At 71.8% G+C, this 18,777-nt stretch carries 13 protein-coding genes and 2 pseudogenes; 11 read left to right on the forward strand and 4 right to left on the reverse strand.

Going from position 1 to position 18,777, the window contains the following annotated elements; all coding sequences use genetic code 11:
• Window positions 1–135: 135 nt before the first annotated feature.
• A pseudogene (locus ACZ55U_RS11665) lies at window positions 136–2,332 on the reverse strand (M4 family metallopeptidase).
• Between the two features lie 730 nt (window positions 2,333–3,062).
• Between ACZ55U_RS11665 and ACZ55U_RS11670 the strand changes: the two are divergent.
• From ACZ55U_RS11670 to ACZ55U_RS11690, 5 genes are all read left to right on the forward strand, one after another.
• Window positions 3,063–3,155: an Ms4533A family Cys-rich leader peptide gene (locus tag ACZ55U_RS11670; RefSeq protein WP_380700735.1), complete on the forward strand. Its 93-nt coding sequence runs from the start codon at window positions 3,063–3,065 to the stop codon at window positions 3,153–3,155.
• Between the two features lie 145 nt (window positions 3,156–3,300).
• Window positions 3,301–5,019, forward strand: a complete 1,719-nt coding sequence (locus tag ACZ55U_RS11675; protein ID WP_465525018.1) for an ABC transporter substrate-binding protein — start codon at window positions 3,301–3,303, stop codon at window positions 5,017–5,019.
• Between the two features lie 31 nt (window positions 5,020–5,050).
• Window positions 5,051–6,121 carry an ABC transporter permease gene (locus ACZ55U_RS11680; RefSeq protein WP_465525020.1) on the forward strand — a complete coding sequence of 357 codons (1,071 nt, stop codon included), beginning with the start codon at window positions 5,051–5,053 and terminating at the stop codon, window positions 6,119–6,121.
• Window positions 6,118–7,107, forward strand: a complete 990-nt coding sequence (locus ACZ55U_RS11685; protein WP_465525022.1) for an ABC transporter permease — start codon at window positions 6,118–6,120, stop codon at window positions 7,105–7,107. Before ACZ55U_RS11680 ends, ACZ55U_RS11685 begins: the two co-directional genes overlap by 4 nt.
• Entirely contained in the window at window positions 7,104–8,960 is a 1,857-nt protein-coding gene (locus tag ACZ55U_RS11690; RefSeq protein WP_465525024.1) for an ABC transporter ATP-binding protein, read from the forward strand. Before ACZ55U_RS11685 ends, ACZ55U_RS11690 begins: the two co-directional genes overlap by 4 nt.
• A gap of 23 nt (window positions 8,961–8,983) precedes the next feature.
• On the opposite strand, the pseudogene ACZ55U_RS11695 reads toward ACZ55U_RS11690, so the two are convergent.
• Together ACZ55U_RS11695 and ACZ55U_RS11700 are read right to left on the reverse strand one after the other, a co-directional pair.
• Window positions 8,984–9,712: pseudogene (locus ACZ55U_RS11695) on the reverse strand (phosphotransferase); the annotation flags it as partial.
• Window positions 9,713–9,745: 33 nt separating this feature from the next.
• Window positions 9,746–11,077 carry a tetratricopeptide repeat protein gene (locus ACZ55U_RS11700; RefSeq protein ID WP_465525026.1) on the reverse strand — a complete coding sequence of 444 codons (1,332 nt, stop codon included), beginning with the start codon at window positions 11,075–11,077 and terminating at the stop codon, window positions 9,746–9,748.
• Between the two features lie 295 nt (window positions 11,078–11,372).
• Here ACZ55U_RS11700 and ACZ55U_RS11705 point away from each other — a divergent pair, with 295 nt between their 5' ends.
• The 3 genes from ACZ55U_RS11705 to ACZ55U_RS11715 all read left to right on the forward strand — a co-directional run bounded on the left by ACZ55U_RS11705 (window position 11,373) and on the right by ACZ55U_RS11715 (window position 13,836).
• Window positions 11,373–11,969, forward strand: a complete 597-nt coding sequence (locus ACZ55U_RS11705) for an ATP-binding protein (RefSeq protein WP_465525028.1) — start codon at window positions 11,373–11,375, stop codon at window positions 11,967–11,969.
• Window positions 11,970–12,023: 54 nt separating this feature from the next.
• On the forward strand, window positions 12,024–12,983 hold the full coding sequence (locus ACZ55U_RS11710; protein WP_465525030.1) for a hypothetical protein: 960 nt from the start codon (window positions 12,024–12,026) through the stop codon (window positions 12,981–12,983).
• 118 nt (window positions 12,984–13,101) lie between these two features.
• Window positions 13,102–13,836, forward strand: a complete 735-nt coding sequence (locus ACZ55U_RS11715; RefSeq protein ID WP_465525032.1) for an SDR family oxidoreductase — start codon at window positions 13,102–13,104, stop codon at window positions 13,834–13,836.
• A gap of 77 nt (window positions 13,837–13,913) precedes the next feature.
• On the opposite strand, the gene ACZ55U_RS11720 is transcribed toward ACZ55U_RS11715, so the two are convergent.
• Entirely contained in the window at window positions 13,914–14,462 is a 549-nt protein-coding gene (locus ACZ55U_RS11720; RefSeq protein WP_465525034.1) for a hypothetical protein, read from the reverse strand.
• A gap of 256 nt (window positions 14,463–14,718) precedes the next feature.
• On the opposite strand from ACZ55U_RS11720, the gene ACZ55U_RS11725 reads away from it, so the two are divergent.
• The 3 genes from ACZ55U_RS11725 to ACZ55U_RS11735 all read left to right on the forward strand — a co-directional run bounded on the left by ACZ55U_RS11725 (window position 14,719) and on the right by ACZ55U_RS11735 (window position 18,763).
• Window positions 14,719–15,702: an alpha/beta hydrolase gene (locus ACZ55U_RS11725; protein ID WP_465525036.1), complete on the forward strand. Its 984-nt coding sequence runs from the start codon at window positions 14,719–14,721 to the stop codon at window positions 15,700–15,702.
• Window positions 15,703–15,713: 11 nt separating this feature from the next.
• Window positions 15,714–17,294, forward strand: a complete 1,581-nt coding sequence (locus ACZ55U_RS11730; RefSeq protein ID WP_465525038.1) for a DUF8189 domain-containing protein — start codon at window positions 15,714–15,716, stop codon at window positions 17,292–17,294.
• An 80-nt stretch (window positions 17,295–17,374) separates the two neighbouring features.
• A complete protein-coding gene (locus ACZ55U_RS11735; RefSeq protein WP_465525209.1) occupies window positions 17,375–18,763 on the forward strand; it encodes a DUF8189 domain-containing protein in 1,389 nt (462 codons plus the stop codon).
• Window positions 18,764–18,777: the final 14 nt, after the last annotated feature.

Raw genomic sequence — 18,777 nt, forward strand, 5'->3', positions numbered from 1 at the left:
CCGCGGTCCGTCGAGGGGGACGGACCGCGGCGCGGTCGCGGGTGGGCCACCGGGGCGGGGCACCTCAGCGGTCGGTGCTCAGTGCTCAGTGCTCAGTGCTCGGTGCTCGGTGTTCAGCGCTCAGCGCGGACGCGGTCAGAAGACGAGCCGCCAGGCGTCGATGCGGCCCGAGTCGGTGCGGTACATGTCCTGCACCCGCAGCCGCCAGGTGCCGTTGGCGACCTGGGTGGAGGCGTCCACCGTGTAGGTCTCGACGACGTCGGCGGCCGAGTCGCCGATGTTGCTCTTCTTCAGCGGGTACACCGTGCCGTCCGGGCCGACCAGGTCGATGGCCAGGTCACCGCGCCAGGTGTGCTTGATGTCCACGCCGACCTTGAGGTCGCTCGGCGCCCGGCCCGGGATGCGGTCGACGACGATGTCCGAGAAGACCGCCGGGCCCCCGTCCGGGATCGGCGTCGACGTGCTGTTGGTGAAGATGCCCGGCGAGACCTTCCAGGTGAACGTCGTCGAGGTGCTGCTGTGGTGGGAGGCCTTGGCGGTGACGGTGACCGTGTAGGTCGCGGGAACGGTCGGGGTGCCGGTGATGCGGCCGGTGACCGGGTGGAGCTTCACGCCCTCGGGGAGTCCGGTCGCGTGGAAGGTGACGGCGCCGGGGTTGAAGTTGGTGGCCGTGACCTGGAGGTCGGCGGGGGCGCCGACCTCGGTGATCTGGCCGGCGACGGTGTCCAGCAGGATGCCGTCCACGACGCGCGGGCCGACGTTGACGGCTGCCCAGGCGTTGGCGGTGTTCATGTAGGTCGCGCTGGTCGGCCCGTACAGGTCGGCGGCGGCCCGCAGGGTGGCGGTGCGGGCGCCCGCGTAGTCGGTCGAGGAGGTCATGTAGGTGGTGAGCGCCCGGTACCAGATCTTGGCGGCGGCGTCCCGGCCGATGCCGGTCACCGGCAGGCCGTCGGAGGTCGGGGAGTCGTAGGCCACGCCGTTGACGGTCTTGGCGCCGCTGCCCTCGGAGGCCAGGTAGAACCAGTGGTTGGCCGGGCCGGAGGAGTAGTGCACGTCGACGGAGCCGAGGTCGGGCGACCAGGAGTCCCGGGAGCGGCCGTCCTTGGAGGGCTTGTCCATGTAGCGCAGCGGGCTGCCGTCGCCCCGGATGTCGATCTTCTCGCCGACCAGGTAGTCGCCCGGGTCCTGGGGGTTGTCGGCCCAGAACTCGATGGCGGCGGCCATGATGTCGGAGGTGGCCTCGTTCAGGCCGCCGGACTCGCCGCTGTAGATCAGCTTCGCGGTGCCGGCGGTGACACCGTGGGTCATCTCGTGGGCGCCGACGTCGATGGAGGTCAGCGGCTTGACGTTGCCCGCGCCGTCGCCGTAGGTCATGCAGAAGCAGCTGTCGGACCAGAACGCGTTGACGTAGTTGTTGCCGTAGTGGACCCGGCTGTAGGCGCCGACGCCGTCGTCCTTGATGCCGTTGCGGCCGTGGACGTTCTTGTAGTAGTCCCAGGTGAGCTGGGCGCCGTAGGCGGCGTCCACGGCGGCGGTCTGCCGGTTGGCGACGGTCCCGTCGCCCCAGGTGTCGGTCGGATTGGTGAACAGCTTCCTGGTGGAGCTGGTGCCGTTCAGGTCGTAGGTGCTGTGGCCGCCGCGGGTGGTGTCGGTCATCGCGAAGCCGCCGTCGGCCGCCGTGGTGCCGATGGTGACCTGGCCCGAGTACTTGCTGTTGCCGATGCCGGTCTCGATGCCCTGGTACTCCAGGATCTTCTTGCCGGTGTTCGCGTCGGTGATGACGTGCAGCTCGGACGGCGTGCCGTCCTCCTGCGTGCCGGTGACCACCGTCTCCCAGGCCAGCCGGGGGGTGCCGGACGCGGCCCAGACCACCTTGCGGGCGTTGTCGACGGTCGGCTCCACGACCTTCGCGCTCCCGGCGCTGTCGAGCGCGAGGCCCCGCGCGGCGTCGGCTCTCCCCGGCGGTGGTGTCCACGGCGATGTTCGCCTTGGTGGCCTTGGTGACGCCCTTCGTGGAGCCGTCCGCGGCGGTGTGGACGACGAGGTCGCCGCCGAGCACCGGGAGTCCGTCGAAGGTCCGCTCGTAGCGGGTGTGCAGGGTGCCGTCGGCGTCCTTGGTGACGCCCTTGACGACCAGCGCCTCCTTCGGCCCCAGCTCCAGTGATCTGGCGGTCTGCGCCAGCGACGCGTCCGCCGAGGCCAGCAGCGCGCCGCGCTGCTCCGGTGACAGCTGCACCGGCAGCGCGCCGGCGAGGGCGCGGGCCTCGGCGGGGGCCTGGACGGGGGTGTCGTCGGCGGCGGCGACGCCGGACGTCAGAGTGGTCACGACCATCGCGGCGCCGGCTATCAACGCGCCTGCGGCGGTGGACTTTCGGAAGGATCGAGTCACACTGAACTCCTTCTGCGGCGGCCGCGAGGGTACGGCCGGAGTCAGCCGGGCGGCCGAGCGTGATGCCGTCCGGTAGAGCTGGTGGTTCGCGTGGGGGGAACAGCCTCCGGGTGATCGCCGCAGGGGGTGGTGCGCGTGCGGCTGTGAGGGTCCCTGCGTCTGCGAGGGCCTCTGCGGCGATGGGACGGTACAGTGCCAGCTTTGTTGGGGACGCGTCACTGGTGCCGCGGCAAGTTGGCCGAAATGCTGTGCCGAAGTCGTAATGTCGAGGTAATCGATCGTCAGAAGCCGGGTAATGCAGGCGAAAACAGGCGGGAGTGGGGGCCGGCCCGGCATCGGCCCCCGCTCCCGGTGCCGGTGAACGGCCGGACGTCGCGGCCCGTCGCCTTCGGTTCGGCCGGGGGTTCCGGAGAAGCCCGATCGAGAAGCTTGATCGAGAAACCCGATCGGGAAGCCAGATCGGAAAGCCCGATCGGGAAGCCCCATCGCCCCCGTGCGGTGGCCGCCACGTGAGCGAGCGGCGAACGCCCGCAGACCTTCCGTCGTCGCCCGGGTGGCGGGGGCTTCTCCCCCTCCGTGGGATCTCCCTCGGGGCGGGCACGGAATTCCCCCCTCCGCGGCCGGGAGAGCGGGGATTTTGACATTCCTCTGGTCTTCGGAGATTCTTCTCGGCATGTCTGACCGTCACCCGATCGAGTGCGCCGCCATCGAGCTGGCGCTGATCGGCGTGGCCGCGCACTGCGTTTCCGACAACTTCTGTCGCTGAACCCGCCTGTCCCGACGCGTTGCGGTGATCGCCGCTTCGGGGCGCCCCTTCCCGCGGGCGTGGTGCTGCTCACCCTTTCCCCGAAGCCTCACTGCCGCCCGCCTTCCTCCGCACACACCATCGGTAGCGAAAGGCTCCCTTTCCGATGTCTCGAACCACCCTCACCCCCCGCCGTCTCGCCGCGGCGACCGCCACCGTCGCGCTCGTCGTCGGACTGGCGGCGTGCGGACCGAAGGCCGACGGCGGCGCGAGCGCCGACAGCAAGGCGGCGCCGCAGCGGGGTGGCACCCTCACCGTCCTCAACCAGCTCCCCCAGGAGCAGTTCGACCCCGCACGGCTCTACACCTCCGGCGGCGGCAACGTCCCCTCGCTCGTCTTCCGCACCCTCACCACCCGCAACCGGGCCGACGGCGCGGCCGGCGCCAAGGTGGTCCCGGACCTCGCCACCGACACCGGCACCCCGTCCGAGGGGGCGACGGTGTGGACGTTCCGGCTCAAGGACAACCTGAAGTTCGAGGACGGATCGCCGATCACCACCGCCGACATCAAGTACGGCATCGAGAGGTCATTCGCTCCCGAACTCTCCGGCGGCGCACCGTTCCTGAGGGACTGGCTGGTCGGCGCCGCCGACTACCAGGGCCCGTACAAGGACGGCCGCACCCTGGACGCCATCGAGACGCCGGACGAGAAGACCATCGTCTTCCACCTCAACAAGCCCGAGGGCGACTTCCCGTACCTCGCGACCCAGACGCAGTTCGCACCCGTTCCCAAGGCCAAGGACACCGGGGCGAAGTACCAGGACCACCCCGTCTCCTCCGGCCCCTACCAGGTCGTCAAGAACGAGAACGACGGCGCCCACCTCGTCCTCGAACGCAACCCCAACTGGTCGGCGGAGACGGACGACCAGCGCAAGGCGTACCCCGACACCATCGACGTGCAGTCCGGGCTCGACCCGGCGGTGATCAACCAGCGGCTCACCGCCGGCACCGGCGCCGACGCGGCCGCCGTCACCACCGACACCAACCTCGGCCCCTCCGAACTCGCCCGGGTGAAGGACGACAAGGCGCTCGCCGCCCGCGTCGGCACCGGCCACTTCGGGTTCGTCAACTACCTCGCGTTCAACCCCAAGGTCAAGCCCTTCGACGACCCGAAGGTCCGGCAGGCCATCGCCTACGCGATCAACCGCACCTCGGTGGTCAACGCCGTCGGCGGCTCCTCGCTCGCCGAGCCCGCCACCACCTTCCTGCCCGGCCAGGAGACCTTCGGGTACACGCCGTACGACCCGTTCCCGGCCGGCGCCACCGGCAACCCGGAGAAGGCCAGGGAGCTGCTGAAGGAGGCCGGTCACCCGGACGGCCTGACCGTCACCCTCACCCACTCCACCGCCTCGGGCAAGGCCTACGGCCCGGACGTGGCCACCGCCGTCCAGGACGGGCTGAAGGCGGCCGGGATCACCGTCCAGCTGGAGCCCCTGGACGCCACCAGGTACTCCAAGACGGTCCACGACGTCAGCACCGAGCCCGGCCTCTTCCTCACCGGCTGGGGCGCCGACTGGCCCTCCGGCGGCCCGTTCCTGGCGCCGATCTTCGACGGCCGGCAGATCGTCACCGACGGCTCCAACTTCAACTCCGCGCAGCTGAACGACCCTTCGGTGAACGACGAGATCGACCAGATCAACAAGATCACCGACCACGCCGAGGCCGCCAAGCGCTGGGGAGCCCTGGACAAGCGCATCGGCGAGCAGGCCCTGACCGTCCCGCTGTTCCACCCCGTGTACAAGCGGCTGTCCGGCAAGGACGTCCGCAACATCGTGATCAGCGACTGGACCGGCGTGCTGGACATCTCCCAGGTCGCGGTCAAGTAGCGGACGCGGCGGACGGATCGAACGGACAACCATGGCTCCACAGGAACCCAGCGCCGGGGAGGCCCTCGCGGCCTCCCCGGCCCCCGGGGGACGGCAGGTGTGGCGGCGGCTGCTCGCGCGGCGCACCGCCTGCGCCGCCGGCCTCGTCATCGTCCTGCTCGTCCTGATCGCGGCGGCGGCGCCGCTGCTCAGCGCGCTCGAAGGGCAGGACCCCACCAGCTTCCACAACGACCTCCTCGACTCGGCGGCCGGCGGCGTGCCCACCGGCTCCTTCGGCGGCGTCAGCGCCGAGCACTGGCTGGGCGTCGAACCGGGCACCGGGCGCGACGTCTTCGCCCGGCTCGTCCACGGCGCCCGGATCTCGCTGCTCGTCGCCCTCGGCGCCACCCTCGTCCAGGTCACCATCGGCGTCCTGCTCGGCCTCGCCGCGGGCCTCGGCAGCCGGGTGCTCGACCAGCTGATCGGCAACACCACCGAGGTGATGCTCGCCCTGCCCACGCTGGTCTTCGCCATCTCGCTGATGGCCGTCGTGCCCTCCGGCTTCCCCCGCCCGCTGCTGCTGACCCTGGTCATCGGGCTGCTGGGCTGGGCGGGCACCTCGCGGATCGTCCGGGCGCAGACGCTCGCCCTGCGGCAGCTCGACTACGTGGCCGCGGCCCGGCTGGCCGGCGCCGGCCGGTGGCGGATCGCCCGCCGGGAGCTGCTGCCGTCGCTGGCCGCGCCGGTCATCACCTACGCGGCGGTGCTGCTGCCGGGCAACGTGGTCGCCGAGGCCGGGCTGTCCTTCCTCGGGGTGGGCGTCAAGCCGCCGACCTCGTCCTGGGGCCAGATGCTCTCCGGCGCGACCACCTGGTTCCGCGCGGACCCGACGTACGTGCTGCTGCCGTCGGCGCTGCTGTTCGTCACCGTCCTCGCCTTCACGGTGCTCGGCGACGCCGTGCGCACCGAGCTCGACCCCAGGGCGTTCTCCCGGCTGCGGGTCGGGGCGTCGGGCGCCCGCGCGGGCTCGGCGGGCACGGCGGGCACGGGGCCGTCCGGCGCCGGTCCCTCCGATGCGGGCCGGCCCGGTCCGTCGAACGCCGTCGAGGGGGCGACCGCATGACCCGCTTCCTGCTCCGCAAGGCCGTCGGCATGCTCGGCGTGCTGCTCGCCCTCTCCGTGATCGTCTACGCGGTGTTCTACATCGCCCCCGGCGACCCGGCCCAGCTCGCCTGCGGCGAGAAGTGCAGCCCCGCCCAGGTGGCCCAGGTGCGCGAACGCCTCGGCCTGGACGCGCCCGTGTACCTCCAGTACGCCCACTTCCTCCAGGGCATCGTCGCCGGCCGCGACTTCAGCGCCGGCACCGGACTGCTGCACTGCCCGGCCCCCTGCCTCGGCGTCTCCTACCGCAGCGGCGAGCAGGTCACCGACATGATCACCGCCCGGCTCCCGGTGACGGCCTCGCTGGCGCTCGGCGCGATGGTGGTCTGGCTGGTCCTCGGGGTCGGCACCGGGCTGCTCTCCGCGCTGCGCCGGGGCCGGCTCAGCGAGCGCCTGCTGACCGGCCTGACGCTGGCCGGCAGCTCCGTGCCGGTGTTCATCATCGGGCTGGTGCTGCTCATCGTGCTGTGCGCCCAGCTCCAGTGGCTGCCGTTCCCGAGCTACGTGCCGCTCACCGAGGACTCCCAGCAGTGGTTCTGGGGGCTGCTGCTGCCCTGGATCTCGCTCGCCCTGATCGAGTCCGCCAAGTACGCCCGGCTGACCCGCTCGTCCATGCTGGAGACCCTCGCCGACGACCACATCCGGACCTTCCGGGCGTACGGCGTTAGCGAACGGCACCTGGTGACCAGGCACGCGCTGCGCGGCGCGCTCACCCCGGTGATCGCGCTCACCGCCATCGACCTCGGGACGATGTTCGGTGGCGCGGTGCTGACCGAGTCGCTCTTCGGCCTCCCGGGGCTCGGCAAGCTGCTGGTCACCTCCGTCGGCCTGATCGACCTGCCGACCGTCGTCGGACTCACCCTCGTCACCGGGTTCTGCGTGGTCCTCGCCAACGTCGTCGCGGACGTGCTCTACGCGGTGACCGATCGAAGGGTGGTCCTGACGTGAGCACCGCACCACTGGTCGACGTCCGGGACCTGGTCGTCGACTTCCCGGTCGGCGACGGCCACCTGCGCGCCGTCGACGGCGTGGGCTTCACCCTGGAGGCCGGGCAGGCGCTCGGCATCGTCGGCGAGTCCGGCTCCGGGAAGAGCACCATCGCCCACGGCCTGCTCGGCCTGCACCGGGGGACCGGCGCCCGGATCGGCGGCTCGGTCCTCGTCGCCGGGGTCGACGCCGTCACGGCGCAGGGCGCGGAACTCCGGCGCCTGCGCGGCGGACTGGCCGCCATGGTCTTCCAGGACCCGCTCTCCGCGCTCGACCCCTACCACGCGGTGGGCGACCAGATCGCCGAGGTGGTGCGGGTCCACCGCGACATCTCCCGCCGGGCCGCCAGGGCCCGGGCCGTCGAGGTGCTCGACCGCGTCGGCATCCCCGACGCGGCGCGGCGCTCGCGCTCGCGCCCGCACGAGTTCAGCGGCGGCATGCGCCAGCGGGTGCTGATCGCGATGGCCCTGGCCTGCGAGCCCCGGCTGCTGGTCGCCGACGAGCCGACGACCGCGCTGGACGTCACCGTCCAGGCCCAGATCCTCGACCTGCTGCACGAGTTGCGCACCGAGACCGGAGCCGGGCTGGTGCTGGTCACCCACGACCTGGGCGTGGTCGCCGGGAGCGTCGACCGGGTGCTGGTGATGAAGGACGGCCGGGCGGTGGAACACGGCCCGGTCACCGAGGTGCTGGGCACTCCGCGCGAGCCGTACACCCGCGCACTGGTGGCGGCGGTGCCCCGGGTGGAGGCGCCGCAGGCTCCGGCCGCGCCCGACGCCCCGAGCGGGCCGGACGCGGGCGAGGTGCTGCTCGAAGCCGTCGACCTGCGCCGGGAGTTCGCCACCCGAGGCCGCCTCACCGGGCGCACCGCCCCGGTCACCGCCGTCGACGGCGTCTCGCTCACCGTACGGGCGGGCGAGACGCTGGGCGTCGTCGGCGAGTCCGGCTCCGGGAAGACCACGCTCGGGCGGATGCTCGTCCGGCTGCTGGATCCGACCGGCGGCCGGCTCCACTACCGGGGCCGGGACATCGGGGCGCTCGGGGAGAAGGAGCTGCGTCCGCTGCGCCGGGAGCTCCAGATGGTCTTCCAGGACCCGGTCTCCTCGCTCAACCCGCGCCGCACCATCGGCGAGTCCGTCGCCGACCCGCTGCGCGTCGCCGGCGAGAGCGACGAGCGCCGCATCCGCACCCGGGTCGGTGAGCTGCTCGAACGGGTGGGGCTCGACCCCGACTGGTACCACCGCTACCCGCACGAGTTCTCCGGCGGGCAGCGGCAGCGGGTCGGCATCGCCCGGGCGCTGGCCCCCGAGCCACGGCTGATCGTCTGCGACGAGCCGGTCTCCGCGCTGGACGTCACCACCCAGGCCCAGGTGGTCGAACTGCTCGGCGAGTTGCAGCGGGACCTCGGCCTCGCGCTGGTGTTCATCGCCCACGACCTCGCCGTGGTCCGGCAGGTCAGCGACCGGGTCGCGGTGATGCGCGCCGGGCGGATCGTGGAGCACGGCGACGCCGCCACCGTGTACGACTCGCCCCAGCACCCCTACACCCGGGGCCTGCTGGCCGCCGTACCGGTGCTGGACCCGGCCGAGGCCGCCGCCCGTCCAGGCGGCGGGTGCCACCACGGCCTACGGCGCCAGTCGTCGGGCTTCCTCCCCGGCTCGATTCAGAGGATGTTCCACGCGAGCCCGTGGTGGCCGGACCGCAGTCCTTGGACGCGGCGTCGTACCTCCAGCAGTGTCGGGCTCCCGGGTGAGGCCCGCTTGGCGTTGGTGGTGATCATCCGCAGCTCGCGGAGCGCGGACAGCACGGGGTAGCCCGACCACGAGGTCACGTCGAAACCGTACCGGTCGGCGAACTCCTGGTAGTGGGCCGAGCCGTAGCCGAAGCGGCGGCAGTGGATCTCGACGGTCACGAGGTCGAGTTCGGGCTGCCCGAAGCAGGCGGTGTCCCAGTCGCACAGGACTGCGGCGTTCCCGTGGTGGAGGGCGTTCCGGTGCTGGGGGTCGCCCTGCAACAGCCCCGGCGGCAGAACGTACCGCACATGGGGAAGGGCCTCTTCCAGCTCGGCCAGCCGCTGTTCGAGCCAATCGGTGTCTTCCCGAGGCAACGCGGTGATCTCCGTGATCGACCGTTTGATGGCCCCGGCGGTGTCGACGGGGCGGATCTCGAAGGGGGGAGGCGGGAGCCGGTGAAGGGTGCGGAGGGGAACGGCGAGGTGCGCCGCCGGAACAGGGCGGTCAGGCTGGGGCAGATAGCGCCAGAACGTCACGGCGTGCCCGCCGACCACCACCGGTTGCCGCACCGGCAGCAGCTCGACGGTCGGGAAGTTCTCGCTGGTGAGCCACCGCACGAGCCGGAGGGTACGGCGGACGCTGTCCAAAGGCGTGCCCGCCCTCGCGATCTTGGCGACCGCCCCGGCGGTCGGCAGCGTGTAGACGGCGTTGGTGTGGCCGCGCAGCAGCACAGCGTCGACCGGATCGATCCCGACCCGGTCGCAGGCAGCGTTGAGAACGGTGACAACCTCGGATTCGGCGAACCCGCCGATCCGGAGAACCGGAGTACTCATACCCGCCAGGCTGACGGGCACGGGAGGCGACTGTCACGCCCTGTCGGCGGGAAGGGCCAGAAGTTCGCCGAGTTCTCGGGCAGCGCGAGGCCGTACTTCCCTCGGCGTTATTCTGATGATGTCCGCCGCGCGGGCGCCGAGGATCTGAGTGCGGTGGTCCGCAGGCACCGCCAGGTAGGCGGCCCGCGCCAGCTGGCAGGCCTCGGATACGCTCCGCTGCCGAACCAGGCACATGGCCTGTTCCAGGTGCAGCAGTGCCGGGTCGATACCGGTGTGGTCGGGATAGAGGCGCAGTGCCTCCTGCTGGGCCCGGCCGGCGTGAACCGTGTCGCCGAGGGCGGTGTAGGCGCCCGACAGGTAGAGCTGGAGCCGCCGGTAGGGGAACGCCCAGGCGTCGTCCTCCGGGGCCGTCTGACGGCTGCGCTCGAACAGTGCGCGGGCTTGTGCGATCGCCTCGCGGGCGCCTTCTTCGTCGCCTTGACAGGCCTTGACCCGGGCCTCCGCAGCGAAGGCGAACGCTCCTGTCACGGACGGCCGCCCGCGGTTGAGGAGCACGGCCTCGTGAGTGAGGTCTGCTGCCTCGGTCAGGGGCCCGTAGTAGAACGGCAGCATCGCCGCTTGCACCCGTACCCGTGTACGTAGCTCTCGGTTGCCGCTGTCATCGGCGGCCGACTTCGCGGTCCCGTACCAGTCCCGCGCCTGCTCTGTGCGCCCCAGCTTCATCAGGGCGTCCGCGGTCAGGGTCGCCAGCACGGCGATCATCTCGGACAGCCGCACCTGAACGACCGCGGGCTGCCGTTCTTCGGAGTACTGCCGGACCTCCTCCAGGGTCGTCAGCAGCCGTGCCAGCATCACCATCGGGGGGTCGGACACGTAGTCCCGCCGCAGTGTGAGGAGCTTTCCGTCCAAGGACTCGAGTTCGCCGGCAGTGAGCGTCGTGCTGGCCAGCGTGCGTTCGATGGCACGCCGGTGGGAACGTGCGATGGTGTCGAGCGGGTCGCCCGCACCCAGCAGCGCGGGGACAGCCGCCTGCTCGGCTGCCGCCGGAAGTCGAGGTTCGGGAAACGGGGTGAATACGGCCATGGACGTGGAGGCGTCCGTCCGGTAGCCGCCGGCGAGTCCCAGCCCTTGTGCGTCGGTCCGGTAGAGACGGCACAGCAGATCGATGGTCCGAGCACGCGGCATCCGGGAGTTCCGTTCCCAAGCGCCTAGCTGCTCAGCGTCCAGGCTTGGACGATCGAGCGCCAACTCATCGCACAGGTCGATCAGTTCGCTAACAGCGCGAGCTCGTGTCCACCCCCGGGCGAGGCGGTGAGCACGGAGGAGCGTGACGCCGCAGCACTCGACGATCACGGCCGCCGTCATGTCGATCGTTCAGCCCTTCGCCGCGGCACTGGCCCTGGCGCGTGCTGCGCAGGAGGGCTTGTGAACCACGCCTCACCTCCTCTGCTGCTGAGGGCAGCCTAGCCATTAGCGGCTGCTGATTCCTGGTCAAAAGCAGTAACTCATTACCGGTTTGCATTGCTTGGCGCGTCGAACCAGTGACTTCGGCTCACAGCAGCAACTTCTTCCGGTTGCCTCCCGGCCCCGACGGGGCGAGTCTCGGTGGACACGCGATGACCACCACTCGCCACCCCCGCCACGGCCCGGAGGAACAGCCATGCACCGTGTCCTGGAGTTCAGCGCCAAGATCACGACCGCCTCCCTCGGTGCCGTCCGAAACCTGCTGTCCGAGGAGGTCGTGAGAGCCGGCATCGTCCTCGACGACTCCAGGGCGTACGCGCTTCGCGTGTGTTCCTCGGAGTTCATCGACAACGCGATCAAGCACGTCGTCGGTGAAAGGCGCGGGTATGAAGCCGGGCTGTTGATCGAGGCTGATGTCGACCGGGGGCGCGGTCGTTTGCGGATCACCGTGACGGACCCGAGCGTCGTCGTGCCGACGATGAACGGCAGCGTCGACGACCTGGACGCGACCTGCGGCCGCGGACTGGTGGTCGCGGCCGGGTACGCGGACGACATCGGATGGCACCAGCGTCTCGACCCCCGAGGACGGCCGACCGGTTGGTCCGTGTGGTTCGAACTCGATGTGGCACCGGAGACCTTCGGCCAGACCGCCGCCGGTTACGCGCGAGTGCGGCCGGAAGCCGTCATCCAGCTGCCGGAGTACCAGGAGAAGGCTGTCTCCGGGACGCCGCGAAGGAGCGCGGACAAGCCGCACTGGCCGGTCCGACGGCACCAGGAAGGCCCGGTCCCATAGACGATTCCCCGTCTCCCGCCCCCTACCTACCCACTTCGACCCGAGGACTGCGCCGTGAGTGTCGGACCACGAACCACAGCACTGCTCAAGACCGCCACCCCGGCCCACAGGTCGGACATCGCCGTCTCCTACCGGGCCCTGACACAGGCCTGCGCGGCCGGCGCCGACGACGCAGGGCGGGCCGAGCTGGTCAGCGACAGTCCCAACCACCTGTGGTCACTGCCCACCTCGCGCGCCCTCGCGATCGTGCACCCCGACCCGCACGAGGGCAGGGCCCTGCTGAAGAGCGCACAACTCCTGCGCCGCCACCACATCGCCGTCATCTCCCCTCGGTACACCGACGTCCACGCGTGCGCCGAGGGGCGGGCGGTGACGTTCTGGCGGCCCTGTGGGAAGCCGAGCACCGACACCTCCCTGTCCGCGTGGGTGACCGTCCTCACCCACCGCATCGACCCGGCGACGGCAGCGTGGCTCCAGGAGCACGACCCGTTCGCCGCCCTGCCGACCGAGCCGGAGGGCCTGGACGACGACCTGCTGGACGAGCCGAGCCGCGCCTTCCTGTGCGAGCACACCGCTCAGCTTCGTGAGGAGTGGGACTACCTCGACTGGCCGACACCCGATGCCGTCGTCCTCGGTGGCCACGGCATGGTGCCCGTCCACGACGACGGTGTCCACGTCGGGCTCCTGCCACGCCGCCCACTGACGCGCGGCCACCGGGAGTGGGACCTGGTCGCCGCCCGCTGGCGCAGCGAACTGCTCACCGGCCCGCGCGACGGCCACCGGACCTACGCCGAGACGTATCTCTCCTACCAGTGCGAGGACCGGCTCCCGAGCTACCCCTACATCGGTGCCTGGTCCGGCTACCGGACCGTACGCGACGTCATCGTGCTCAGCACGGTCATGGACACGGTGCGCCGCGCCCGTTTCGACGCCCGGGCCCGCCACCTGGTCACCCATCAGGTCGCGTGCCTGCGCGGCGCCCACCCCGCTCCGTGGAACCGGGGACCGCGATGAGGGCCGCCCTTCCGCTCGGTGAACACCGCAAGTACCCTGCTCCGGATGCGCGGGTGGCACGGAAACCCGGCATCGCCCGCGCCCTCCGCCTCCGGCCCGCACCCCCCTTGGACAGACTGTGAGCAACCGCTTCGACGGCCACCGCGTCGTCATCACCGGCGCCTCGCGCGACTTCGGCCGCACGCTCGCCATCCGTTTCGCGCAGGAAGGCGCGGAGGTCTTCCTCTCGGCCCGTACGCTCGCCGGAGCACGGAAGGTGCGGGACGAGATCCGCGCCCTTGGCCACGGTCCGGTCCACGCCTTCGCCTGCGACCTCGCCGATCCTGCCTCGATCCGCGAGTTCGCCGCGGAGGTGGCCGGGGTGACGGACCGGATCGACGTCCTGGTCAACAACGGGGCCCGCTGGCTGGAGGGTGCCGACCTGCTCTCCGCCTCCGACGAGGACGTGGTCGACACCATCGCCTCCGGCGCCGTCGGTACGGTCCTGGTCACCAAGAACCTGTTGCCGCTGCTGCTCGCCTCCGAGCGCCCCGACATCGTCACGATGGTCTCCACCTGCGGTGCCCAGGGATACAGCCGGTCCAGCGCCCACGACGCCTTCTACGCCGCGAAGCACGCCCAGGCGGGCTTCTCCGACATCCTTTCCGAGCGGTTGCGCGGCCAGGGCGTGCGGGTGATCTCCCTGTACCCGCCGGACTTCCGCAACGCCGATCCGCTGTCGGACGACTGGGAGACCGCGCCGCGCACCGCCGACTCGGCGCTGACCTCCCAGTCGCTGTCGGAGTGCGTGCTCTTCGCGGTGGGGCAGCCCCGCGACTGCTTCATCAAGTCCTTCCACTTCGAGCAGGCCTGACCGGGGCGGCGGGCGCGGTTCCGAACGCCGCCCCGGCCGGCGTCGAGGCGCGGGAGATCGCCCCACCCGGTGACGGCCTAGAACTCGTCCCCCACGTCGGCGTCGGGCAGCGTCTCGCCGAACCGCTCCCGCGCCGCCTCCGGTCCGCAGCCGAAGGCGCGGCCGATGTACTCCCAGGTCATCAGGTTGTCGCGGGCCCTGCGGCCGGCCAGCAGCGCGGTCGAACCGGCGGCGCGCTCCAGCCGGGCGGCCGCGCGGGCGGCGGCGTACGGCTTGCTCTCCGTCAGGTCGCAGATGCGGTCGACCAGCGCCGCGATCAGCTCCTCGACCTCGCGCGGCACCACACCCTCGGCCAGGTCGACGTGCTGCTCCCAGTCCGCGAACGGCCCGGTGGCCTCGCCCACCGCCTCGGTCGCCGCGTCGTCACCGAAGTCCAGCGGGTGCATCCGCTCGCCCCGCCAGCCGCAGGCGCAACCGCCGCGCACCGCGACGGCCCGAGGGCCGTCCGCACCGTTGTAGAGCCACCAGGTGGTGCGCCCGTCCGGCAACGGCGCCGGCTCGCTGCCGTCCGCCAACACCGCCGCCGGGAAACCCCGGTGGCGCTTGCTCTCGTCAACCCATGGCATGCCGTGTCCTCGTGTCCTCGGAGTACGGCACCAGGGTTCTCAGCCCGTGACGCACCTGTCAAGCCGCACGACGGCCGGAATCCCCCGACCCTCCCGCCGGCATGGCGGAAACGCATCAGTCTCGGTGCCACGACCCACCCCTGTCAGTCCGTATGGTTCCGGATTCCGCACCCAGCGGCAGGTGGCTACCGTCCGAACCGTCGGAACTCCGGCGGTCGGAGCGGACCGCCGCCACGCGCGCCCTCAGGAGGTCACGGTGACCACGAACCACCCCACCCGCAGGAGCATCCTCAAGTCCGCCGGCGGCCTCGGCGCCGCCCTGGCGCTCGGCGGCGCGGGCGTCCTCGCGACGGCCTCGGCCGCCCACGCGGCCGGCGACGGCTTCGGCCTGCACATCACCGACCGCAACGAGGGCGACGCCCGGATGTGGTACTACCGCTTCCACACCGCCGAGATCGGCTGGGACCCGGCCGTCAACGTGCTGCTCCCCGACGACTACCACACCAGCGGCCGCACCTACCCCGTCCTCTACCTCCTGCACGGCGGCCTCCAGGACTTCATCGAGTTCGACCGCCGGGGCGTGCGCGACTGGACCATCGGCAAGCCGCTGATCGTCGTGATGCCCGACGGCGGCCAGGCCGGCTGGTACTCGAACCCGGTCAGCACCAACGTCGGCCCCCGCAACTGGGAGAACTTCCACATCAACCAGCTGATCCCCTGGGTCGACGCCAACTTCCGCACCTTCGCCGAACCCGAGGGCCGGGCCGTCTCCGGCTTCTCCATGGGCGGGTTCGGCGCGCTGAAGTACGCGGCCAAGTACTGGGGCCACTTCGCCTCGGTGAGCGCCCACTCCGGCCCGGCCAGCATCCGCCACAACGGCGGCGCGGTCGTGCACTGGGCCAACGTCTCCTCCGCCGTCAAGGACCTGGCCGGCGGCACGATCTACGGCGCGCCGCTGTGGGACCAGGCCCGGGTGAGCGCCGACAACCCGGTCGAGCGCCTGGAGAGCTACCGCAACAAGCGGATCTTCCTGGTGGCCGGGACCAGCCCCGACCCGACCAACCCCTTCGACCAGTTCAACGAGTCCGAAGTGCTCGCCGAGCAGCGGGAGTTCCGCTCCCTGCTGGACGGCGCGGGCATCCCCTACGAGGCGCACGAGGAGCCGGGCGGCCACTTCATCCGCCCCGACATGATGCTGCGCGACATCGACGGCATCATCGGCCGCCTCCGCAAGGCCTGAGGGGCACCGCGATGGCCTCCCGCACCTCGTGGCCGGCCCTGGCCTCGGTCGCCCTGCTGCTGGCGGTCGGCGCGCCGGCCGCCCCCGCCGTAGCCGCCCCCGCTCTGGCCACCCCCGCCGCAGCCGCCCCCGCCGCAGGTCCCGCCGTGGCCGCCCCCGCCCGGATCGCCGGTTTCGCGGCGGCCTGCCCGGCCCGCGGCCAGATCTCCCAGCACTACACCGCGGAGCACAACGGCATCGACATCGCCAACGACTACGGCACCCCGATCTACGCCGTCGGCGACGGCAGGGTCATCCTCTCCGGCACGGAGCCCGGCTACGGCCAGTGGATCCGCATCCTGCACCCGGACGGGACGATCACCGAGTACGGGCACATGCAGCGCCGGGACGTGTTCGAGGGCCAGGACGTGACGGCCGGCCAGCAGATCGCGCTGATGGGCAGCGAGGGCAACTCCACGGGCCCGCACCTGCACCTGCGGGTCTGGGCCGACTCGAACGCGTCCCAGCGCACCGACCCGGAGCCCTACCTCGCGGATCGCGGTGTGATCGTGCCCTGCGTTCCCGGCAGCGGCCCCCGTCCCACTCCGGTGGTGTATCCGGCGGAGTCCGGCCGGGTGGTCTCGGCCCGGTCGGCGGACGGGCGCCTCGAAGTCTTCGCGGCTGGCCGGAACGGTGTTTCGCACGCCTGGCAGACCGCGGCCAACGGCGGCTGGTCCGAGTGGGAGGACCTCGGTGGCCCGGCCGGGGCCGAACTCGCCATCGGCCCCAACGCCGACGGGCGGCTGGAGGTGTTCGCCCTCAACGGCTCCACCTTCCAGCACCGTTACCAGCTCCAGCCCTCCGGTGCCTGGTCCGGCTGGGAGGACTTCGGTGGCGGGGGTCACGACATCGCCGTCGGCGCCAACCAGGACGGCCGTCTGGAGGTCTTCGCCTCCGGACCGGTGGGTGTCTTCCACAAGTACCAGACGGCACCGAACAGCGGCTGGTCCGGCTGGGAAGGCGCCGGCGGGGGCCCCGCGAACAGCGAGATCGAACTCGGTAAGGCCCCCGACGGCCGTCTGGAGGTGTTCGCCCTCAACGGGAGCACCTTCCAGCACCAGTGGCAGACCGCCGTCAACGGAGGCTGGTCGAGCTGGGAGGACTTCGGCGGCGGGGGCCACGACCTCACCGTCAGCCACAACCAGGACGGCCGCCTGGAGGTCTTCGCCTCCGGACCGGTCGGTGTCTTCCACAAGTACCAGACGAATCCGACCAGTTGGTCCGGCTGGGAGGCCACCGGCGGCCCCGCCGACTCCCGGCTCACCAGCCAGCAGACCGCGGACGGCCGGGTCGAGGTCTTCGCCATCAACGGCAGCACCGCGCAGCACATCTGGCAGACCGGCCTCAACGCCCCGTACGGCCCCTGGGACACCTTCGGCACCGGCGGCACCGAGATCGGCGCCGCCACCAACGCCGACGGCCGGATCGAGGTCTTCGGTTCCAACACCGACGGCGTCCACCACAAGTGGCAGACCGGCTTCTCCACCTGGTCCGAATGGGCCTGGCTCAACACCACACCCGGACCCGCCGTCAGCCGAGGAGCCACCCCGTGACCGGCCCGCAGCGCGCCCGCCGGGCGCCCCACCGCGTCCTGCTGTCCGCGATCGCCGCCCTGGGCGTGACGACGGGCCTGATGGTCGCCGCCCCCTCGGCGCCCGCCGCCACCGGCAGCGACCTGTGCGCCGAAGTCGGCTACCGGGCGGGCTTCCGGGGCGAGGCCCTGGTGACCGCGATCGCCGTCGGCCTCGCCGAGTCCAGCTGCAACCCGCTGGCCTCCAACACCCAGGGCAACACCCCGAACACCTCGACCGACCGAGGCCTGTGGGAGATCAACGACCACTGGCACAGCGAGGTCTCCGACGCGTGCGCCTACGACGCCCAGTGCAACGCCGACGCGGCCTACCGGATCTCCAACGGCGGCCTCGACTGGCACCAGTGGTCGACCTACAACGCGGGCGCGCACCTGCGGCACATGGACGAGGCGCGGGCCGCCGCCGACCGGCTCGGCCACCAGGAGCCCGGTCCCGCGCCGCTGGTGTACCCGGCGGAGTCCGGCCGGGTGGTGGCGACCCGGTCGGCGGATGGGCGCCTCGAAGTCTTCGCGGCCGGCCGGAACGGTGTCTCGCACGCCTGGCAGACCGCGATCAACGGCGGCTGGTCCGAGTGGGAGGACCTCGGCGGCCCGGCCGGCGCCGAACTCGCCATCGCCCCCAACGCCGACCGCCGCCTGGAGGTGTTCGCCATCAACGGCTCCACCTTCCAGCACCGTTACCAGCTCCAGCCCTCCGGTGCCTGGTCCGGCTGGGAGGACTTCGGCGGCGGGGGCCATGACATCGCCGTCGGCGCCAACCAGGACGGCCGTCTGGAGGTCTTCGCCTCCGGGCCGGTGGGCGTCTTCCACCGCTACCAGACGGCACCGAACAGCGGCTGGTCCGGCTGGGAGGGCGCCGGCGGGGGCCCCGCGAACAGCGAGATCGAACTCGGTAAGGCCCCCGACGGCCGTCTGGAGGTGTTCGCCCTCAACGGGAGCACCTTCCAGCACCAGTGGCAGACCGCCGTCAACGGCGGCTGGTCCACCTGGGAGGACTTCGGCGGCGGGGGCCACGACCTCACCGTCAGCCACAACCAGGACGGCCGCCTGGAGGTCTTCGCCTCCGGACCGGTCGGTGTCTTCCACAAGTACCAGACGAACCCGACCAGTTGGTCCGGGTGGGAGGCCACCGGCGGCCCCGCCGACTCCCAGCTGACCAGTGAGCGTTCGCCCGACGGCCGGGTGGAGGTGTTCGCCATCAACGGCAGTACGGCGCAGCACATCTGGCAGACCGGCCTCAACGCCCCGTACGGCCAGTGGGAGACGTTCGGTACGGGCGGCACCGAGATCGGCGCGGCCGGCAACGCCGACGGCCGGATCGAGGTGTTCGGTTCCAACACCGACGGCGTCCACCACAAGTGGCAGACCGGCTTCTCCACCTGGTCCGAGTGGGCCTGGCTGAACACCACCCACGGACCCGCCGTCGGCTGACCGAACGCCCCGCC

Source organism: Kitasatospora sp. NPDC034533 (assembly GCF_055575155.1).